At 30.5% G+C, this 20,851-nt stretch carries 22 protein-coding genes; 8 read left to right on the top strand and 14 right to left on the bottom strand.

What is annotated here, in order from left to right:
• Nucleotides 1-4: 4 nt before the first annotated feature.
• From C4S75_RS04335 to mraZ, 5 genes are read right to left on the bottom strand one after another with little or no spacing between them, the layout of a single operon-like run.
• Entirely contained in the window at nucleotides 5-1,462 is a 1,458-nt protein-coding gene (locus C4S75_RS04335) for a UDP-N-acetylmuramoyl-L-alanyl-D-glutamate--2,6-diaminopimelate ligase (RefSeq protein ID WP_105297101.1), read from the bottom strand.
• Nucleotides 1,459-3,423, bottom strand: coding sequence for a penicillin-binding protein (locus C4S75_RS04340; RefSeq protein ID WP_105297102.1), 1,965 nt, complete (start codon nucleotides 3,421-3,423; stop codon nucleotides 1,459-1,461). The genes C4S75_RS04335 and C4S75_RS04340 overlap by 4 nt, the downstream gene beginning before the upstream one ends.
• A complete protein-coding gene (locus C4S75_RS04345; RefSeq protein ID WP_105297103.1) occupies nucleotides 3,416-3,766 on the bottom strand; it encodes an FtsL-like putative cell division protein in 351 nt (116 codons plus the stop codon). Before C4S75_RS04345 ends, C4S75_RS04340 begins: the two co-directional genes overlap by 8 nt.
• Nucleotides 3,759-4,667, bottom strand: a complete 909-nt coding sequence (gene rsmH / locus C4S75_RS04350; protein ID WP_105297104.1) for a 16S rRNA (cytosine(1402)-N(4))-methyltransferase RsmH — start codon at nucleotides 4,665-4,667, stop codon at nucleotides 3,759-3,761. Before rsmH ends, C4S75_RS04345 begins: the two co-directional genes overlap by 8 nt.
• Nucleotides 4,654-5,121, bottom strand: a complete 468-nt coding sequence (mraZ, locus tag C4S75_RS04355) for a division/cell wall cluster transcriptional repressor MraZ (protein WP_105297105.1) — start codon at nucleotides 5,119-5,121, stop codon at nucleotides 4,654-4,656. The genes rsmH and mraZ overlap by 14 nt, the downstream gene beginning before the upstream one ends.
• A gap of 196 nt (nucleotides 5,122-5,317) precedes the next feature.
• On the opposite strand from mraZ, the gene C4S75_RS04360 reads away from it, so the two are divergent.
• The 4 genes from C4S75_RS04360 (at nucleotide 5,318) to C4S75_RS04375 (ending at nucleotide 7,843) form a co-directional block, all read left to right on the top strand.
• The gene (locus C4S75_RS04360; RefSeq protein ID WP_105297106.1) at nucleotides 5,318-6,082 is read left to right on the top strand and encodes an alpha/beta fold hydrolase; all 765 of its coding nucleotides are present in this window, start codon (nucleotides 5,318-5,320) and stop codon (nucleotides 6,080-6,082) included.
• Nucleotides 6,083-6,093: 11 nt separating this feature from the next.
• Nucleotides 6,094-6,717 carry a ribosome biogenesis GTP-binding protein YihA/YsxC gene (gene yihA, locus C4S75_RS04365; protein WP_105297189.1) on the top strand — a complete coding sequence of 208 codons (624 nt, stop codon included), beginning with the start codon at nucleotides 6,094-6,096 and terminating at the stop codon, nucleotides 6,715-6,717.
• 63 nt (nucleotides 6,718-6,780) lie between these two features.
• Complete coding sequence (gene rlmB, locus C4S75_RS04370; protein WP_105297107.1) at nucleotides 6,781-7,524, top strand: 23S rRNA (guanosine(2251)-2'-O)-methyltransferase RlmB; 744 nt, start codon at nucleotides 6,781-6,783, stop codon at nucleotides 7,522-7,524.
• 37 nt (nucleotides 7,525-7,561) lie between these two features.
• On the top strand, nucleotides 7,562-7,843 hold the full coding sequence (locus C4S75_RS04375) for a hypothetical protein (RefSeq protein WP_105297108.1): 282 nt from the start codon (nucleotides 7,562-7,564) through the stop codon (nucleotides 7,841-7,843).
• On the opposite strand, the gene C4S75_RS04380 is transcribed toward C4S75_RS04375, so the two are convergent.
• The 7 genes from C4S75_RS04380 to C4S75_RS04410 all read right to left on the bottom strand — a co-directional run bounded on the left by C4S75_RS04380 (nucleotide 7,830) and on the right by C4S75_RS04410 (nucleotide 14,791).
• Entirely contained in the window at nucleotides 7,830-8,273 is a 444-nt protein-coding gene (locus tag C4S75_RS04380; protein ID WP_146105561.1) for an exosortase F system-associated protein, read from the bottom strand. The two genes, C4S75_RS04375 and C4S75_RS04380, sit on opposite strands and share 14 nt — an antisense overlap.
• Nucleotides 8,274-8,277: 4 nt before the next feature.
• Entirely contained in the window at nucleotides 8,278-8,808 is a 531-nt protein-coding gene (xrtF, locus tag C4S75_RS04385) for an exosortase family protein XrtF (protein ID WP_105297110.1), read from the bottom strand.
• Between the two features lie 308 nt (nucleotides 8,809-9,116).
• Nucleotides 9,117-11,264, bottom strand: a complete 2,148-nt coding sequence (gene pnp, locus C4S75_RS04390) for a polyribonucleotide nucleotidyltransferase (protein WP_105297111.1) — start codon at nucleotides 11,262-11,264, stop codon at nucleotides 9,117-9,119.
• 264 nt (nucleotides 11,265-11,528) lie between these two features.
• Nucleotides 11,529-11,798 carry a 30S ribosomal protein S15 gene (rpsO, locus tag C4S75_RS04395; RefSeq protein WP_105297112.1) on the bottom strand — a complete coding sequence of 90 codons (270 nt, stop codon included), beginning with the start codon at nucleotides 11,796-11,798 and terminating at the stop codon, nucleotides 11,529-11,531.
• Nucleotides 11,799-11,934: 136 nt separating this feature from the next.
• Nucleotides 11,935-12,393 carry an META domain-containing protein gene (locus C4S75_RS04400; protein WP_105297113.1) on the bottom strand — a complete coding sequence of 153 codons (459 nt, stop codon included), beginning with the start codon at nucleotides 12,391-12,393 and terminating at the stop codon, nucleotides 11,935-11,937.
• Nucleotides 12,394-12,485: 92 nt separating this feature from the next.
• A complete protein-coding gene (locus C4S75_RS04405) occupies nucleotides 12,486-12,770 on the bottom strand; it encodes a rhodanese-like domain-containing protein (protein ID WP_105297114.1) in 285 nt (94 codons plus the stop codon).
• A gap of 2 nt (nucleotides 12,771-12,772) precedes the next feature.
• The gene (locus tag C4S75_RS04410) at nucleotides 12,773-14,791 is read right to left on the bottom strand and encodes a M13 family metallopeptidase (RefSeq protein ID WP_105297115.1); all 2,019 of its coding nucleotides are present in this window, start codon (nucleotides 14,789-14,791) and stop codon (nucleotides 12,773-12,775) included.
• A 156-nt stretch (nucleotides 14,792-14,947) separates the two neighbouring features.
• On the opposite strand from C4S75_RS04410, the gene C4S75_RS04415 reads away from it, so the two are divergent.
• Together C4S75_RS04415 and C4S75_RS04420 are read left to right on the top strand one after the other, a co-directional pair.
• Complete coding sequence (locus tag C4S75_RS04415; protein WP_105297116.1) at nucleotides 14,948-15,640, top strand: cell division ATP-binding protein FtsE; 693 nt, start codon at nucleotides 14,948-14,950, stop codon at nucleotides 15,638-15,640.
• Nucleotides 15,641-15,675: 35 nt separating this feature from the next.
• Entirely contained in the window at nucleotides 15,676-16,572 is an 897-nt protein-coding gene (locus C4S75_RS04420) for a glycosyltransferase (RefSeq protein ID WP_105297117.1), read from the top strand.
• Here C4S75_RS04420 and C4S75_RS04425 read toward each other — a convergent pair.
• Entirely contained in the window at nucleotides 16,557-17,684 is a 1,128-nt protein-coding gene (locus C4S75_RS04425; RefSeq protein ID WP_105297118.1) for a glycosyltransferase, read from the bottom strand. The two genes, C4S75_RS04420 and C4S75_RS04425, sit on opposite strands and share 16 nt — an antisense overlap.
• A gap of 72 nt (nucleotides 17,685-17,756) precedes the next feature.
• On the opposite strand from C4S75_RS04425, the gene C4S75_RS04430 reads away from it, so the two are divergent.
• Nucleotides 17,757-18,902, top strand: coding sequence for a glycosyltransferase (locus C4S75_RS04430; RefSeq protein WP_105297119.1), 1,146 nt, complete (start codon nucleotides 17,757-17,759; stop codon nucleotides 18,900-18,902).
• Nucleotides 18,903-18,911: 9 nt separating this feature from the next.
• A complete protein-coding gene (locus C4S75_RS04435; RefSeq protein ID WP_105297120.1) occupies nucleotides 18,912-20,156 on the top strand; it encodes an oligosaccharide flippase family protein in 1,245 nt (414 codons plus the stop codon).
• On the opposite strand, the gene C4S75_RS04440 is transcribed toward C4S75_RS04435, so the two are convergent.
• On the bottom strand, nucleotides 20,153-20,842 hold the full coding sequence (locus C4S75_RS04440; protein ID WP_105297121.1) for an RluA family pseudouridine synthase: 690 nt from the start codon (nucleotides 20,840-20,842) through the stop codon (nucleotides 20,153-20,155). The two genes, C4S75_RS04435 and C4S75_RS04440, sit on opposite strands and share 4 nt — an antisense overlap.
• Nucleotides 20,843-20,851: the final 9 nt, after the last annotated feature.

The following is a 20,851-nucleotide window of genomic DNA, read 5'->3' on the forward strand; positions in this document are numbered from 1 at the left end:
CCTTTTATGTGTTTTTTAATAATTCTTTAGCTATTTTCATATCATCAAATGGAAAATGCTTTCCATTAATTTCTTGATAATTTTCATGTCCTTTTCCTGCAATCAGGATTATATCTTTAGGTGCTGCCATTTTAATGGCTGTTCGTATGGCTTGTTTTCTATCAGTTATGGATAAATATTTATTGGTATTTTGAGGTTCAATTCCTGTTTCAATTTCTTGTATTATTTCATCCGGATTTTCATCTCTGGGATTATCGGATGTTATAATTGCTAAATCGGATAATCGAGTGGCAATATTCCCCATTTTGGGTCTTTTCTCTTTATCTCTATGTCCTCCACAACCAAAAACAGTAATTAATTTTTCATTTCTGGTACGGGATTGATTGATGGCTTCCAAAATGTTTTGTAATGCATCGGGAGTATGGGCATAATCCACAATGATGTATTTTTTGTCATCACTCACATAGGTTTCAAATCGTCCTTTCACTCGTTGTAATTTACTTAATGCTGTTACTATATCTAAAGAATCAAATCCTAATTCAGAAGCAATAGTATAAGCTAAAAGTTCATTATATGCATTGAATTTCCCTGCTAAAACTGTCCAAAATTCTTGATTATTAAATTGTAATAACATTCCGTCTAATCTATTCTCAATAATTTTTCCCTTATATTCTGAATTTGATTTTAAAGAGTAGGTGACTTTTTTAGCGTTCGTATTTTGAAGCATTATAAGGCCATTTTTATCATCCATATTGGTGATCGCAATGGCGGTCTTTGGTAATTCATCAAAAAATTTCTTTTTAGCAGCAATATAATTGGAAAACGTTTGGTGATAATCTAAATGGTCATGCGTTATATTTGTAAAAGCTCCAATTTTAAAAGTTAATCCTGCTAACCTATTTTGATGAATTCCGTGGGAACTGACTTCCATGAATGCATATTGACAACCTTCATCTACTGCTTGAGCTAGTAATTGGTTTATGGTAATAGGATCAGGAGTCGTATGATTTGAATTTAAAACTTTATCTGAAATTCTGTTTTCTATTGTTGAAAGTAAAGCACAACGAAAACCTAATTGTGTAAATAAATTATAAAGTAAAGTTGTCGTAGTGGTCTTACCATTAGTTCCTGTAATCCCTGCAAGTGTCAATTTCTCGGAAGGATTGTCATAAAAGTTTGAAGCGACTATACCTAAAGCTATGCTTGAATTTTTAACCTGAACATAAGTTACGTAATCTGATAACTCTTCAGGAAGTTCCTCGCATACGACAACAGTTGCCCCTTGGGTTATAGCTTGGGGTATATATTTATGACCGTCTAAATCGTATCCTTTTATGGCAAAGAAAATATATCCCGATTCAATTTTCCTTGAATCAAAAGAAATATTTTTAATTGAAGAACCAACATTACCAATTAGTTTTTCAATGGATACTTTATATAATAGGTCTGAAAGCTTTTTCATGCGCTTAATTTTAAATATACAGTCATACCTTTTTTTATAGGATAGCCAATTATGGATTGCTCAATGACTTTTCCATTTCCTGAATAAACTACTTTTAATCCCAGGTTTTCCAAAGCGGGGATAGCATCTTTTCCATAGTAGCCAATTACGTTTGGTACCAAGGCAGTAGAAGGGTTAATAGTTAGCTTTTGGTTTTTAGTTAATAATACATTTATATTTTGTGACTCTTTAGATTTATCTTCTTTGGGAAGATTTAAAGGTTTTTTAAGATATACTTTACCTGCTATTTCTTTAAATACAGGAGCCGCAACCTGAGATCCATAAAATCCTTTTTTTGGTTTGTTAATGACTACTATACATGAATATTCAGGATGATCTGCGGGAAAAAATCCGCAGAAAGAAGCTTGATATAATCTGCCTTTTCCTTTATTCCAGTATTCCACCTGAGCAGTTCCTGTTTTACCGGCCATTGATAAATTCGGTGTATAAATACTTTTTGACGTTCCTGTTTCCACGGCATAGGTTAACATTTTCTTTAAATCGTTAATCGCTTTTTGGGAAGCCATTTTTTGATTTATAACTATAGGCGTAAATTTTTCGGTAACGATGCCTTTAGATTCAATTTTATACAGAAGTTGAGGTTTCATTAATTTGCCGTTATTAGCTACTCCATTGTAAAAAGTAAGAATTTGCAGCGGAGTAAGTTTTACGCCATAACCGAATGACATCCAAGCAAGGGTAACCGGACTCCATTTTTTACCGTATTTAGGTATGTAAGGAGCGCTTTCTCCGGGTATATCAATGTCTGTTTTTTTGTTAATTCCCCATGAATTTATTTTATTTAAAAAATCTTGCGGATTTTTAGAAAAATATTTATCTACCGTTTTAGATATTCCCACATTGCTCGATTGAGAAAGAACCTGTGATAGAGTGATAATACCGCTTCCGTGATCATCTCGTATGGTATGTTTGTAATATTTCCAATATCCGGGGCCAATATCAACCGTGGTATTCGGTTCTACATATCCGTCATCCAGAAGGGCCAACATAGATATTGATTTAAATGTTGATCCCGGTTCTGCAGCCTCCCATACAGCAAAATTTCGTAAATCGTCATATCCTCCGTCTTTTGTTCGTTGAAGATTGGTAAGGGCAACGATCTTACCGGTGGCAACTTCCATAACTATAGCACAACCATGATCTGCTTCAGATTTTTCAAGTTGTTCTTGCAAAGCAGAATAAGCAATGTCTTGAATCCTCATGTCTATAGTTGTATACACATCATTTCCATCTTGAGGTTCTAACTCTATATTAATGGGTTTCCACTGTTTTTGATTAATTCTTTGTTGGATTTCTCTCCCGTTTTTACCTTTTAAATAACAAGAAAATGCACCTTCTAACCCTGATTTTCCTCTTTCATCATCAAATCCTAAGGTTCTGATTCCAAATCCTGAAATGGTTTTTATTCTCTCGGTTCTTCTTTCAACTATAAAGCCTCCTTTGTTTTTTCCTTTGTTTAAGATTGGAAAATTTTTAAGTCTGGCAAATTGTTCGTAATCAAGACCTTTGGCTAGTTTTAAGTATTGATTTTCTTTTTTTCTTGCTTCGTTTAATTTAGAATAAAAATAAAAGCTTGGCTTTTTAAACATTTTTTGCAGAGAATCGCATAATGCTCCAATATTATTTTGATACAATTCATTACGGATAGTTTTCATATCCATATATATATCATACTTAGTAATCGTGGTGGCAAGTAAGATACCGTCCGACGCATATAAATTACCTCTTGCGGCTACAACTTCTACATTTCGGAAATTGGTGGTTTGAGCAAGATTTTTATATTTTTCGGTATCATGAGTTTGAATATAAATAAGGCGAGCAAACACGGATACCGCAAATAATAAAATAAGTGCGGCAACCAAGTAGGTACGTGCTAATATTTTTTTTCGCTCATTATTCATCTTTAACTTTAGGTACCAAAATTTTATAAGGTTGTTTATCTAATGCATGAAGTGAATCAGAGATGACCATGTCCTCCAATTCTGACTCTACTTTCAATTTCATTAGTTTATTATGTATTAAAGCATATCGGGCTTTATATTCTTCTGATTTTTCTTTTAACTCTGAAATTTCAACTACTTTTTCGTCAACTATATGAGAAGAAGAAATTGAAATTAAAGACAAAATCATCATAAATAAAATAAACTTCCAGACGGAAAAAGCATCTCCCTCTACTAAAAATTTTCCTTTTAGTATATCTAAAATAGTTCTAGCTTTTTTATTTTTAGCTCTTCTTTTAGCCATTGTACCGTTTTGTTGCTATTCGCATTTTTGCACTACGTGCTCTTGTGTTATCTAAAATTTCTTCTTGATTCGGGATTATAGCTTTTGAATAAGGAATATCAAAAGGTTTTTCCCAATTCCCGTAAATATCTCTTTCCGGCTCTCCTTTAAATAATCCTGTTTTTAAAAATTTTTTAACCAATCGATCTTCAAGCGAATGGTAGGAGATAAACACCAATGTTCCTCCCGGCTTAAGCATTTCATAGCTTTGAGTTAATAGTTCTTTCAAAGCATTTAATTCGTCATTTACTTCAATTCTAAGTGCTTGAAATAATTGAGCGAAAAATTTATTTTGTTTAAAAGAGGGAATGCTCTTTTCAAATATTACTTTAAGATCTGAGGTTGTTTCTATATGTTTTTCATTTCTTGCTTCTATAATTTCTCTTGAAATTTTTCTGGATTGTTTTAATTCTCCATATAAATAAAAAATTTCAGCTAATTGATCTTCTGTATAGTTGTTAATAATATCTTTTGCACTTAGGGGTTGTTTATTATTCATCCTCATGTCTAATGGGCCGTCAAATCGGGTGGAAAAACCTCTTAAAGGCATATCAAATTGATGGGATGAAACCCCTAAATCGGCAAGTATACCATCAACAGCGTCTACTTTATAAAATCGCAACGAATTTTTTAAATAACGAAAATTCTGTTGAATGAAGGTAAAGCGACTATCTTGAATAAGGTTAGCAATTGCATCATAATCTTGATCAAAAGCAAACAGTTTTCCTTCAGAAGATAATTTTTCCAAAATTAAACGGGAGTGTCCTCCGCCGCCAAAAGTGCAGTCTACGTAAATACCTTTGGGGTTTGTAATTAAAGCATCTACGCTTGGATGTAATAATACAGGCTTATGATAATTCATCTTCAGATATATTACCCATTACTTCCTCTGCTAAATTGGCAAAGTCTAAATCATTTACATTAACAGAATCTTCATAAAGGTTCTTGTCCCATATTTCAATAACATTAATAGCTGCTGCTACTACAATATTTTTTTCAAGCTTAGCAAATTGTATCAAATCTTTACTTATCTGTAAACGTCCGCTGGTGTCTATTTCCACATTTTTTAAACCGGCTGTAAATTGGCGAATAAAATCATTATTTTTTTTTACAAAACGGTTTAATTTATTTATTTTGCCCATTACCTGATTCCATTCAGACATGGGGTGAAGCTCTAAACAGGGTTGAAATACGGATCTTTTTAGGACAAAACCTTCTTGCAAAAGGGTATCCATTTGCTTCTTCAAACCTGAAGGGAGCAACATTCTTCCTTTTGAATCAAGGGTACATTCATATGTTCCAATAAGATTTACCATATTAGTCTTCAAAATTAGAAATTATTTTCCACTTTGCTCCACTTTTACCCACTTTTGTTAATAACTTTTGTGGGCTAAATAATTCGGTAAAAAAAGGATATTTAAATACATAAAGAAGGAAAGTTATTAGTAAATAATGTTTTTATTTAGTAATAAATGATGTATTTTTGCATCTGCACAGCAATAAGATTGACTAATGATTTTTAATCTTCGTAAAGAAAAAAAATTTGCATATACGGTAGAGGGAGAAGGCAAACCAATAGTATTATTGCATGGTTTAATGGGTAGTTTAAGCAATTTTTCGGATCAGGTTAATTTTTTTTCCAAAAATGGCTACAAGGTGTATTCTATTGAACTTCCTTTATATTCTCTTCCTACTTTGAGGACTAACGTAATGGGATTAACTAATTATGTGATTAGCTTTCTACAAAAGGTTGTTGATGAGCCATCCATTATTTTGGGGAATTCTTTAGGCGGACATTTAGGATTAATGATTTCTTTGAAAAAACCTCAATATGTTGATTCTTTGGTTTTAACCGGTAGTTCTGGATTGTATGAGAGAAGTTTTGGAGAGTCCTATCCTAAAAGAGGCAGCTATGATTATATAAAAAAGAAATCGGAAGAGGTTTTTTATGATCCTAAGATAGCCACAAAAGAATTAGTTGAAGAAGTATACGAAACATTGTCCGACAGGAGCAAAGTTTTAAAAACAATTCACATTGCAAGAAGTGCCATCAAGCATAATTTATCTAAAGAGTTAAAAAATATTCATCAACCGACTTGTCTGATTTGGGGAAAACAAGACAATGTAACTCCACCGGAAGTAGCAGAAGAATTTCATGAAGGAATTCCAAATTCTCAATTATTTTGGGTAGATCAATGTGGCCACTCGCCGATGATGGAAAAACCGATTGAATTTAATGAAATTCTTTTTAATTGGCTGAAAGAGATGAAATTGTAGAAAAACAAACCATGAATATATATTCAGCAGAATTTATAAAAAGCAGTAAATTAATTGAAGATTGTCCGGAAGGCAATAAGCCTGAATATGCTTTTATAGGCAGATCTAACGTAGGTAAATCATCTTTAATTAATATGCTTACCAATAAAAAAGGGTTAGCCAAAACTTCATCCACTCCAGGAAAGACTCAATTGATTAATCATTTTTTAATTAATGACAACTGGTATTTAACAGATTTGCCGGGATATGGTTACGCGAAAGCTTCTAAAACGAATAGGGCTGCATTTTCTAAGATGATTGAAAAATATGTGTTGTCTAGAAAAAATTTAGTAAACCTTTTTGTATTAATAGACGCCCGTCATTTACCTCTTAAAATTGATATAGATTTTATCAACTGGTTGGGAGAATCAGGTATCCCTTTTTCATTAATTTTTACCAAGTTGGATAAAGTCACTCAAAAAGAGTTTTCTTTTAATTTTAAAAAGTATTCTCAAGAATTACGTAAAACTTGGGATGATCTTCCTGAAATGTTTAAATCTTCATCAGAAAAGAAGATTGGAAAAGAAGAAATACTTTCTTTTATTGAAGATACCAATAAATATTTGGCAAGAAATAAAATTTATTTTGGAGATTAATAATCTACCAAATAATTAGTAGAAGCTTGACTAAATATTTATAAATCACCCTCATTTAAATATATGGAAAAAGATTTTATATTCGGAATACGGCCTGTTATGGAGGCTTTAGAGGCAGGAAAAACTTTTGATAAGGTATTTATTCAAAATGGTTTATTAGGAGATAATATTAAAGTCTTGAAGATGAAATTTTCACAAGCGGGAATTCGTGTTAAGTATGTTCCGATTGAAAAATTGAATCGATTGACCCGTAAAAATCATCAAGGTGTATGTGCTTTTCTTTCACCGGTACAATTTTTTGCAATTGAGGATATCATACCTCAATTGTTTGAAGACGGGAAAATGCCATTGGTCCTTATTTTAGATCATTTAACTGACGTTAGAAATTTTGGAGCAATTTGCAGAACTGCAGAAATTGTTGGTGTTGATGTCATAGTTATTCCTGATGAAGGTTCTGCTCCAATCAATTCGGATTCTATTAAAACATCTGCGGGAGCTATTTACAATTTAAAAATTTGCAAGGAGAAGAATTTATTAAAAGTATTGGAGTTTTTAAAGCTAAGTGGTATAAAAGTTGTTAGTGCTACTGAGAAAACAGATACATATATATATGATGAAGTGTTGGAACTTCCGTTAGCTGTTATTGTAGGAAATGAAGAAAAAGGAATTTCAAGGGATCTGCTTAAAAATTCTGATGCAAAATTAAAGCTGCCTATTTACGGTAAAACGGATTCTTTAAATGTATCTGTAGCTTGTGGCGCCTTTTTATACGAAGTGGTAAGGCAGAATTTAAACTCAAATAAATAAATTTTCATAAATTTATTATCTAAAATATATTATAATAATGAAAAGTTCAATAATTATTGGTATTCTATTTTTAATCCTGGGAATAGCCTTAGGGTACATCCAATGTAATGGATCAAAAGAACCCTTTTTAACAATTACATTAGTTATTGGTTTATTGGCGGGTTCCGGAATAGGTCTCATATTAGGTGCTATTGGCGGTTATAGCAGTAAAACGCAAAGCATAAAGAGAAAAGCTAGAGAAGCCGAAAGAGAAGTTATGAGAAATAAGCTACAAAATCAAGAAACCTCAACCAATAACGATACTCCTAACGGGAATTAGTGGGTAAATTCTTATAATAATATATTGCGGGTATAAGCAACAGTAAAAATATAGGCTGAATTAAAACTCTTCTTATATAAAATGTTGGCATGTAACCCAAACTAAAATTGGTTAGTAAGGAAAATAAATAAAGGGATATAAAAATAAGGAATCCAATACTTAAAATATAGAAACATACTTTCGTTATTTTTTTATCATTATACCATAAATATATAATCACAAGTGTTATAATAGAATTTAATCCGTATCGAAAGATAAGAGACGTCATAAGTTTTATGAGATTAAATTCAGGAGGAATTTGTTGATTAAAATCTTTTTGTTTAAAAAATAAAAGTAGAGGATCATAAAACAAAGAGGTTTCAAATTTTCGTACCAAAATTAACGCAAGTATGCTTAGTAGAATTCCAATTATTTTACCTGTTTTTTTCATATTTTTATTTCTTTTTAAATATGAAATATTTAATCCATACAACCCATAAAATAATTATTAATCCGTATATAATTGATGGAAATAAATAGTCATGGCTGAACTTTCCATATTGCGGATAATAATAAAATATATAATTAATAAAGCTTATCCTTACAATGTTTACTAAGTATATAAATAAGATAGTGATAAACAGATAAATACAGGTTTTTTTGAAAGAATTAGCAAAAGCTATTATAAACGATACGTAAAGAATAATTACCGACAAAGCATTGCAACCTTCATTAACAATGCTAACAAATTTATTATTGATATAAAAACGCATGAAATTTTCATGATCTACATGGATCGCCTGACTGGTAATGCCAATCCATTGGAGTAAACAAGACGATTGTTTAGCAACGTTAAAAGTATAAATATCACAGGTCGCCAGGTCATTTTGAAAATAAGTAAGATACCAATAATAGAGTGCTGTTAAAATTAAATAAACAGAGAAAAATTTAAGTAAACTTATAAATATGGGCCTATATTCTTTCATGTAGAAGAAACTAAAATATAAAAATATAAATTATTATAATTATAAGTATTGAAAATTCTAAATAACTTATACTTTAATTATAAGTTTTAAGATATATAGTTAAGATGAGAACTGGTCGGATTATTTCAATTTTTTGGTAATACTATATTAAATATTTTATTGAAATAATAAGTAATTTAAAATAAGCGCTTTACTAATATGCGTAAAAAGTAGGTAAAATCTGATTTTTATAAAATATATTTCATTCAATGAACTAACTAAATAAAAAAAGGTTGAAATTAATTTCAACCTTTTTTTATTATAAAGTATTATTTTTTACTTTCAGAATCCTTTTTTTCAGGTTTAGGTAATAAGACTTTTCTTGAAAGTTTAATCTTTTTCTTATCGTCTACACCTAAATATTTCACTTCGATGATATCTCCAAGCTTAACGGAATCTTCAACTTTTTCCAAACGTCTCCATTCTAACTCGGAAATATGTACCAATCCTTCAACACCTTTAGAAATTTCAACAAATGCTCCAAAAGGTTTTATTGAAACCACTTTAGCTTTATAAGTAGCTCCAACTTCAGGAACGAAAGCTATTTGTTTAATTTTTTCAATTGCTTCATCAATTTTGGCTTGATCAACTCCTGATATTTCAACTTTTCCTACATCATTACTTTCTTCAATCGTAATTACAGTGTCTGTATCTTTTTGAAGTTGTTGAATGATTTTTCCTCCGGGTCCGATAACAGCGCCAATAAAGTCTTTAGGAATTTCCAAAGATACCAATTTAGGTGCATTGGGTTTCAAATGATCATTAGGAGCAGAGATGGTTTCCAATATTTTACCTAAGATATGTAAACGTCCTTCCTTCGCTTGATTCAAAGCTTTTTCCATAATTTCAAAAGATAACCCTTGAATTTTAATATCCATTTGGCAAGCGGTAATACCGTCGGCAGTACCGGTTACTTTAAAGTCCATATCTCCTAAATGGTCTTCATCTCCAAGTATATCAGAGAGAACGCTCCATTTGCCTGATTCCTTATCAGTGATTAATCCCATGGCTATACCGGATACAGGTTTCTTTATTTTAATACCCGCATCCATTAATGCTAATGTTCCTGCGCAAACAGTTGCCATTGAAGAAGAACCGTTAGATTCTAAAATGTCGGAAACAACACGTATAGTATACGGAGAATCTTTTGGAATAACATATTTTAAAGCTCTTTGAGCTAAATTACCATGACCTATTTCTCTACGAGAAACTCCTCTTACCGGTCTAACTTCACCGGTTGAAAATGGCGGGAAATTATAATGTAAATAGAATTTTTCTTCGTGTTGAGATATTACATTGTCCACTCGATTAGCATCCAATGAAGAACCTAGGGTAACAGTAGTCAATGATTGAGTTTCACCGCGTGTAAAAATGGCTGATCCGTGAGACCCCGGAAGGTAATTAACTTCACACCAAATAGGTCGGATAGTTTTTGTGTCTCTACCGTCTAAACGAATGCCTTCATTTAATATAAGTTGTCTAACCGCATCTTTTTGTACATCATGAAAATAAGTAGCGGCTAAAGATTTTTTTTCTTCTAACTCTTCTTCAGTATATCTTGATAAAAATTCTTCTAAGACTGCATCAAATTTTTCGCTTCTTTCATGTTTTTCAGAAGGTGTTTTGGCTATATCATAAATTTTTTGATAGGAAAATTCTGTAATAGCACTTCTTAATTCTTCATCATGAGTCTCATGGCAATATTCCCTTTTAGGTTGAGATTTTCCAACCTTAGCGGCTAATCTTTCTTCAGCATCAATTTGTTTTTTAATGGCTTCATGAGCTACTGAAATTGCATCGATCATATCTTTTTCAGAAATTTCGCTCATTTCTCCTTCAATCATAACGATTGAATCTTTGGAAGCACCCACCATTATATCAAGATCAAATCCTTCATCCATTTGAGCAAGGCTCGGATTAATGATGTATTTACCGTTATGGCGAATAATTCGAACTTCAGAAATTGGTCCGTTAAACGGAATATCAGTGATGCTTATAGCTGCTGAAGCCGCTAGTCCTGCTAATGAATCGGGAAGTATGGAGCCATCGTACGAAATAAGTTGAATCATTACCTGTATTTCGGCATGAAAGTCGTCGGGAAATAAAGGGCGTAAAACACGGTCTACCAATCGCATGGTTAGTATTTCTTCATCCGTTGGTCTTCCCTCTCTTTTCATAAATCCACCCGGAATACGTCCTCCGGCTGAGAATTTATCTCTGTAATCCACTGTAAGAGGTAGAAAATCTACTCCGGGATTAGCCTCTTTTGCAGCTACTACTGTTGCTAATAACATGGTTCCACCACAGGTAACTACCACAGAGCCATCTGCTTGTTTAGCAAGTTTTCCGGTTTCTAAGATGATTTCTCTTCCATCATCCAAGACAATTTTTTCTGTAATTGCTTTTGGAATCTCCATAAAAAATAAAAAATTTGTTAATAAATATATAATAAAGCAAAAAGAAAAGGTAATATTGATAAAATATTTAGTTACTTATCTTAAATAGGAAAACACCAGAGAACACTCAAGTCCATTAAAATAACAAAGATTAATGGAATTCAGTGCTCAGTGTGTTAAAATATATAAAATGAATAACTTATAAAATTAAACTTTTTTCTTTTTGTGCTTTTTTCTAAAGATAATAAAAGAGGCAATTGATCAATTGCCTCTCCATAATTTCTTTTACTTACGAATACCTAATTCTGCAATAATTGCTCTATATCTGTTGATATCTTTTTTCTTTAGATAATCAAGTAATTTTTTTCTTTTTCCCACTAATGCCACTAAAGCTCTTTCAGTGTTGAAATCTTTATGATTTCTTTTAAGATGCTGTGTTAAATGGTTAATTCTAAAGGTAAACAAAGCTACCTGTCCTTCGGCGCTACCGGTATTTTTTTCATCTTTACCGTGTTTAGCGAAAATTTCTTTTTTTACATCTGATGTTAGATACATGCCAATATTATTTTAATGATTATTATGTATTGAGCAGCAAATATATAACTTTTTTTTAGATGTAAAGAAAATAAGAGTGCTTTTGTGAAAAATACACTCTTATTTATATAGTTTGCTGTATCTTACTATTATTTACTTATTTTGTTAACGGAGCAAATTCAAGTACTACTTTACCATCTTGAACAAATTGTAAAGTGTAGTTGGTAAATACTAAGGTACTTCTTTTACCCATTAATTCTAAAAATCTAGGCTCTTGGTTGTATTCAGGACAAGCCATAAGAGTTGAAACCATTGGACTAGGATTATATACATTACCAATTAGAGCAAATGAACCGTTATATTGATTGCATCCTGCATTACCATTGGTTCTGTTTTTATCAAAGTCAAAATTTAAAGTAGGAATTTCTCCTTTAAATGAATTTGTTGCTAACGTACCGTCTATAGAAGTTAGATACCATGTACCTCTTAGTTTAATTTGTAATTCTTTATCATCCACTTTTTGTGCAACATTTTTGGTAGAATTACAACTTTGAAATGTAGTACCTAAAAATAATAAGAATAAACTGGTAATACTAATTTTAATTAAATTTTTCATATATTATATTAAATTTTTAAGCTTTTATAAGCCTTTTTTAACTTTTAAAGCGTTATCTCAAATATTTTGCCAAAGTATAAATTCAGGATAAATTAGGAATTTAACAATTGATTAATTTCTTTAAATCCACCCCCATTATATATGTCATTAAATCCTTCTTTTTTGAGGTAGTTAACTATTTTTTCGGATCGTATTCCTGATCTGCAAAAAACTATAAGTGGGGTAGAAAAGTTGCGAATTTCTTCAATTTTTGATGGTATCTCATTCATGGGAATTAAAATAGCTCCTTCTACTTCTCCTTCTTTAATTAGTTCTTCTTTTTCTCTTACATCCAGAAGGGTTGCCGTGCTTTTTTTCAAAAGTTCTTTTAAATCCATAATTACCAAATAATAATTCTTTCTTTTTTAGGTTTAAACATTTTATCTCCTTTTTGTACATTAAATGCTTTATAAAAGCCTTCAACATTTTCCAGAGGGGCAATAGCTCTATAATAACCCGGAGCATGTGGATCAGTTTTAATTTGGTTAACTAGAGCTTCTTCCTTGGATTTTGTTCTCCATATGGTTGCCCAAGATATAAAATATCTTTGTTGCGGTGTAAAATTATCAATTTTACCGGGATTACCTTTTTCTTTTAAATAAATTTCTAAGGCATCATAAGCAATGGCAACTCCGCCTAAATCTGCTATATTTTCACCTAATGTCAATTTTCCGTTTATATGTAAACCCGGAATGGGTTCATAGGAATTATATTGTTTTTCAAGTGCTTGAGTAGCTTTCTCAAATTTTTCTTTATCTTCGGGTGTCCACCAATCTTTTAAATTTCCATCTCCATCAAATTGAGAACCGCTATCATCAAATCCGTGAGATATTTCATGGCCGATTACGGCTCCGATTCCACCAAAATTTATTGCGGCATCTGCTTTATAATCATAAAATGGAGGCTGTAAAATGGCTGCAGGAAATACAATTTCATTATATGAAGGATTATAATAGGCATTTACTGTTTGAGGAGACATCAGCCATTCGGTTTTATCTACCGGTTTACCTATTTTGTCTTTATCTCTCTCATAATTAAATACAATAGCATTTAATTTATTTTGAAAATAAGATCCACCTTCTTTTACGGATTTTATTTCTAACTTAGAATAGTCTTTCCATTTATCCGGATATCCGATCTTAACCGTAAACTTGTTTAGCTTATCTAATGCTTTTTGTTTGGTAGGGTGAGACATCCAAGTTAAATTATTAATATGGATGGCAAACGATTTTTTTAAATACTCAATCAATTCATTAGCGTTTCTCTTAGCTTCTTCCGGAAATACTTCAGCTACGTAAAGTTTACCAAATGCTTCTCCTACTAAAGAATTGATACTTGTAAGAGCGCGTTTTTCCATTGATCTTTGCTCTGATTGCCCTCCCAATGTTTTATTGTAAAAATCAAAGTTTATATCATCCAATTCTTTGGTTAGGCTATTGGCAGCAGATCTAACAATATTTATTTTTATATAATCTTTTACTAATGAAAGGTTTTGTGGAGTAATATTATTATCTAGGTTTTCAAAATATTTTTTTTCGGGAATAATAACTGTATCTACACGTACTCCCAGTTTTGTCAAATAATCCGTTAAATTTATATTTTTGGACAATTCGGATAAACTTGTAAATGAATAAGGATTATTTTGAAGTTGTGCGTTTCTAATTTGCTCTACTGTTAAGAGATTAGAAGCTAATTGTTTTTCGAAAGCAACAATAGCGGAAGCGGTTTTATCCGGTTGTTTATGTCCGATTACCTTTAATAATTTTGATAAATAGATTGTATAATCCTGTAATGTTTTTAAGGATTTTTCATCATTTTTTTGATAATAATCTCTTCCCAAACCTAAACTTACATCTCCTAAATATACCGCATTTTTATTGCTGTTATTTAAATCGGATTGAACGCCGTATTCATAAAAAGGATTCATTTCTAACGGAGTGAATTCGATAAGTAAATTTTGTAAGTCCGTGAGGTTTTTCACTCGGTCCACTTTTTTTAAATAAGGTTGAATAGGAGCTATGCCTTGTTTGTTTCTAGCATCCATATCCATGAATGAACTAAACAAATCTTTAATTTTTTGTCCTTCAGAACCTTTAGGATAATTTTTATTATTTGATTTTTTTAGAATCGTAAGTGATACAGAATCTGTAAATTCACGTAATTGGTCAAAGCTTCCCCATCTGGAACGGTCAGGAGGAATTTGAGTAGTTTTCATCCAATTTCCGTTAACATAGTTATAAAAATCGTCTTGCGGTCTTACTTTCTTATCCATGTATTCTTCATTAATTGCATGTTTTTGTGCAAATACTCCGGTAAAAGGCAGCAGCGCAGTTGCAATAAATAATATTAAATTTTTCATTATTAAAAATTAATTCTCAATCAAAAATAGTTAAAAATAGTCATATAAGCTATTTTTAACAAAACTTTAAAATGAAGTAAAATAAGCAATATATTTTAAATTGTTATTTTTGTGAAAATTAATTCTCTTTTATAAATACTTATACAACTTTTACTAATGAGTGAGCCTATTTTGTACTTAAGAAATGCTAATATTTATCAAAAAAACTTTTTAGTTCTAAGTCATGTTAACATGAGCTTAGAAAAGGGTGAATTTTATTATCTTATTGGTAAAACAGGTAGTGGAAAAAGCTCATTGTTAAAAATTTTATATGGAGACATTCCTTTGCTTGAGGGACAGGGGAAAGTAGTTGATATTGATTTGGTTTCCTTGAAAGATAGTGAAATTCCTACATTAAGAAGGAAGTTAGGTATTGTATTTCAAGATTTTCAATTATTAACGGATAGGAGTGTAGAAAAGAATTTATTGTTTGTTTTAAAAGCGACCGGATGGAAAGACGCGTATGCCATCAATGAAAGGATTGAGGAGGTTTTACAAAGTGTTGGAATGGCAACAAAAAAACATAAAATGCCGCATGAACTTTCCGGAGGTGAACAGCAACGGGTAGCTATCGCAAGAGCTTTATTAAATCATCCGTCCTTAATTTTGGCAGATGAGCCGACCGGAAACTTGGACCCTGAAACATCTAATGAGATTATGCTGTTACTTAAAGGCATTGCCCAACAAAATAATTGCACCATATTAATGGCTACACATGATTATTCGATGATTAAGAACTTTCCTGCAAAAACTATTAAATGTGAAAATGGAAAGATTTATCATGGTGATTCCAATGATCTTTTTATTTAAATTATATTAATTGAAATTATAATATTTAAACTTCTATGATTTCAATTCTTGTTCCGCTTTATAATTATTCCATTATAAATTTAGGTAAAGAATTGGTAAAACAAGGAGCAGAATTAAATGTACCCTATGAGGTACTTTTTCTTGATGATGCCTCTATCAATCATGAAATCACTAAAAATAATCAATTATTTTGTGCAAAAAACAATCTTACTTATATCATTTCCGAAGAAAATTTAGGAAGAGCTAAAGCCCGTAATTTTTTAGCACAAAAAGCTAACTATGAATGGTTAGTATTCATGGATTCCGATGTTATACCGGCTACTTCATCGTATCTTAAAACTTTTGTTTCATCCATTCATTGTGAAAGTCAGGTTTTAAGCGGGACTATATTATATAGGAGGAATTTGGAACAAACTATTCAGAGGTCTTTACGTTGGAAATACGGAGTTACTTATGAAGAAACTTCTCTAAAAAAAAATTCTGGTAACTCAAATTATCTTTATCTAAAAACAGCTAATGTAATGATTAGAAAAAGAATTTTTCATTCCATTCCTTTTCCTGTTTTAGAATGCAATTATGGATATGAAGATACAATGTTTGGGTTAACTTTAGAAGCAAATACTATTAAACTTGAATTAATAGAAAATCCTGTTTATCATGAGGGAATTGAATCGAACCATATATTTTTAAACAAAACGGAAGAAGCTATTAAAAATTTATCAAGTTTAATACAACATGATGAAATACTATGTAAAAAAATCAGACTTGCAAAAGTATATTTTCAAATAAAAAAAGTGAACGGCGTTAAATTCGTAACCTACTTATTTAAAAAAAATCGTGGTTTAATGAAAAAGAATTTATTGTCCGAAAATGCAGATTTAAAAATTTTTCAATTATACAAAATTGGGTATTTGTGTTATTTACTCGCCTGATTGAAAATATTTAACAAGGTTGATTCCTGTGCTTCCCAATTGTATTTTATTGAAGTTTTTTCCAAGTTATTTTCATAATGTTTTTTTCCTCTAGAAAGTAATAATTTTATTTTTTCTGAAATTTCATTCGCTGAATGATTAGTAATTACTTCGCCAATTTGATTTTCATTTATCATGTTTTTTATTTCCGGAAGATAGGTTCCTAGAACAGGTATTTTAGCATGAACATAATCAAATATTTTATTAGGAAGAGCATAACGATAACTTAGACCCCCGTCTTCTTCCAGACTTATACCTAACTCAGCTTTAGGAGTTATTAATTTTAGTTGTTCAGGAGAAATTTCTCCTAAGAAATAAATTTTATGATCTAAACATAATTCTTTACTTAAATTTTCGAATGTGTTTTTTAATGGGCCATTACCAATAATCCATAATTGTGCATTTTCAATATATTTCATGGCTTCTATCATTTTATCAATCCCTCTGCAGTAATTAATGGCTCCTTGGTATACTATAATTTTCTTATTACATGGAGTTTCAGGTAATTTAGTATGAATATTTTTATTCTTATCGGATATAGTAGGGATGATTGGAACATTTTTAATTATAATAGGGCGGTTGCTGTATCTTTCTTCAAAAAAATCTGCATATCCTTCACTAACGGTATAAAAATATTCAATTTTGGGTATAAGATATTTTTCCAGTTTTCTCCAAAATTTTTGTGCATATCTTCCCTGTATGGACGGCAATTCAGAGTATATTTCATGACTATCAAAGACTAAAGGAATTTTTTTAAATTTTGAAACTAAATAATTAGGCAAAAGAGAATCCAGATCGTTAGCTAATAATATGGTGTGTTTATCGGATTGAAATAATAGTTTCCAGAATAATTTAAAATTAAATTCCGCAAATAATAAAAATTTTCTTTGAAAGGAAAGATGGAATCGGTGAAAAGAATAGGGTCTATTTAATGGGGGCTTTCCATATAAATTAGTACCGATAATTGAAATTTCGTAACCATTTTTATATAAGGAATTGCAAACCTTTTCTACTCTTTGATCCGTAGCTATATTATTGATTACAGAAACTAATACTTTTTTTCGTTGAGTCATTTTAACTAACAAAAATAATAAATTAATTATCTGGATAAAAATAATATATTTGTAGTTTGTTCTCTTTTACTGATGCGACAAAAATTACATATTCTTTTTTTACCTTATTGGTTTCCTTCCAAAAAAAATCCTAAAAATGGTAATTTCATCTTACGACATGCTCAAGCGGTTGCAACAATACATAAGGTAAGTATTCTTTATGTTGAAAGAGATGAACGGTTAAAAAATGAATTTGAAATTAATACGGATAAAGAACAAAATTTATTTATTTTAAAAATTTATTATAAAGGAAGTTCTTATAAAATTATTAACTACGTAAAAAAATGTCAAGCCTATATAAAAGGTTTACGGATAATAGAAAAAGTAGATTTACTTCATATTCATGTCTTACATTATTATGCTATTCTTGCTTATTATTTTAAGATGAAGAAGAACATAAATTATGTCGTTACAGAACACTGGTCGCGTTGGCTCACAAACAATTCTTGTCTGTCTCTCAAACTTTATTATCTACTAATGAAACTAATTTGTTCTAAAGCAAGTTGTCTGATACCTGTAACTAAAGATTTGGAGTTAAACATGAAAAATAAAGGAATTAAAGGGAAATTTAGTATTGTTCCAAATGTGGTAAATACGGAAATTTTTAAACCAATAGAGAAAAAAACGAAAAAAAATGAATTTCTTCATATTTCGAATTTAAACAATGAATACAAGAATATTACAGGTATTTTAAATGTAACTAAAAGATTAGCTGATTCAGGATATAGATTTACACTTCAAATAGGGGGGGATGGAGATAATACTCATATAAAAGAATTTATAAAAAATAATAATCTGGAAGAATACATTTTTACTTTTGGTTCTTTATCTGAATTTGAGGTTTCGGATAAAATGAAGAATGCGGATCTATTAGTCATGTTCAGTAATACTGAAAGCCAACCGTGTGTAATTAATGAAGCGTTTTCGTGTGGTTTACCTGTAATTTCGACTAATGTAGGAGGAATTTCTGAGTTGTTTCCTGAAAATTTTGGGATTCTTATAGAAAAAGGTAATGAAGATCAATTGTATGAAGCAATGGAAAAATGTATTACGGGTAAAGTAGAATTTGCTGAAGCTGACATTATGCATCAATTTTCTGAAAAGTATTTTAGTATAAAAAGTATAGCCAAAAAAATAGATCAAATATATATGAATGTTATCTTTAAATACACTAAATAGATACTACTAATGATAAAAAGTCTATCATCTTTTTTACTTGAATTCAAAAAAAATAAAGGAGGGTATATTGCTATATCTCAAATAGTAAGTAAATTGGCTATGGTAAGTAATTCGTTTTTTATAGTTAGAATTCTTACCAAAGAGGAATTTGGATCGGTTACATTAGCCTTGTCCATTTTATCATTTCTTATGCCTTTTATAAATATGGGAAGTCAAAATGCATTACTTCGCTATGGCTCATTAGTCTCCGACAATAAGGAAAAGGATATATTAAGTATTTATAATTTTAAAGTAGGTAATAAGCTCAATATTGTCACCATATTTTTATTTCTTATTATTTGCTTGTTGTATGCTACAAAATATAAATATTTAACAATAATTTCTTTACTATTAAGCTTACGTTTTGTCAGTCTTTCCTTTTTTTATCAAATACGCATAGATTTTCAAATACGTGATAATAATTATGGTTATGCTATGACGGATATGGTCTTTAATGTTAGCACATTAGTAATTTCTTTATTGTTCAGTTTTATATTTGGAGTTTATGGATATGTAATTTCATTATCCATTTCATTTATTTTTTTTTATTTCTTCCTTAAGAAATATAGTAAGTCTAAAGAAAATGCGAAACTTCCCGTATCTAAAAAAGAATTTTGGAAGTATTCAATAGGTAGTTCATTAGCTAATTTTTTACATACATCTATTTCATCGATAGATACTTTTATGGTAGGATATTTTCTTTCGGCAGTTAATATTGCAGAATATAGAATTTCATCTATCATTCCTTTTAATTTATTCTTTATTGCTCAAATGTTTATAGTAACAGATTATCCTAAATTTGTAAAGAATTTTAACAACAAAAAGTATTTTCAAACTTATATGAAAAATTATTTTATAATTTTTTTTGGTTTGGGAAGTGTGTTTATATCGATATTTTTTTTATTTGGAGATTTTATAATTAATTTATTATTTGGAAGTAATTATCAGGCAAATACGGCCTTTTATATTCTTATGATTGCTTCGGTTTTTTCTTTACTCGTATTGATTCCTTTTGGAAATATTTCAGCAGCATTAGGGTTACTAAGAAAGAATATTTATGCTTCCGTAGGAGCTATTATTATTCAGCTAATTGTAGGATTATTATTGATTCCTCACTATGGAATAACAGGAGCAGCAATAGCAACCGGTTTAGCGTATATATTTTCCGGATTTTACAATATGAGTACTGTATATTTATATTTCAAAAAACTTTAATTTTCAAAGCTTTTCCATAAATTATCATTTTCCGGAACCGGAGCTTCCAGTACAATTTTTTCCTTCTTAATGGGATGAATAAATTCGATTTTTCTGGCTAATAGATGAATGCTGCCATCAGAGTTGGAACGATCAGCACCGTATTTTAGATCTCCTTTGATTGGACATTTAATTGCACTGAGTTGCGCTCGTATTTGATGATGTCTTCCTGTTTCCAAATCGATTTCCAATAATAGGTAATGGTCAGATTTTTTTATTATTTTATAAGTTAAAATGGCCTCTTTGGAACCGCTTTGAGCACTCGATGAATTAAAAATAATTGCCTTATTATTTTTTTCATTCTTCTTTAAATAGTGAACTAACCTTTGTGTTTCAGGAATTTCATTTTTTTTTACTACCGCCCAGTATGTTTTTTTAATTTCTCTTTTCTTGATCATTTCCGTCAATCGAGTAAGGGCTTTACTGGTTTTAGCAAATATAACAATGCCGGAAGTAGGACGATCAATGCGATGAACAAGTCCGGCAAAAACATTTCCGGGTTTGGAATACTTTTGCTTAATATAAGATTTTACCTCATCTAATAATGAAATATCACCGGTCTTGTCTCCTTGAACGAGCTGACCGGCTTTTTTGTTTATAATGATGATATGATTATCTTCAAAAAGTATTTGATTTTCAGTAAGCATATTTTTTAA

This window comes from Apibacter sp. wkB309 (genome assembly GCF_002964915.1).
In the GTDB taxonomy this organism is placed as follows: Bacteria; Bacteroidota; Bacteroidia; order Flavobacteriales; family Weeksellaceae; genus Apibacter.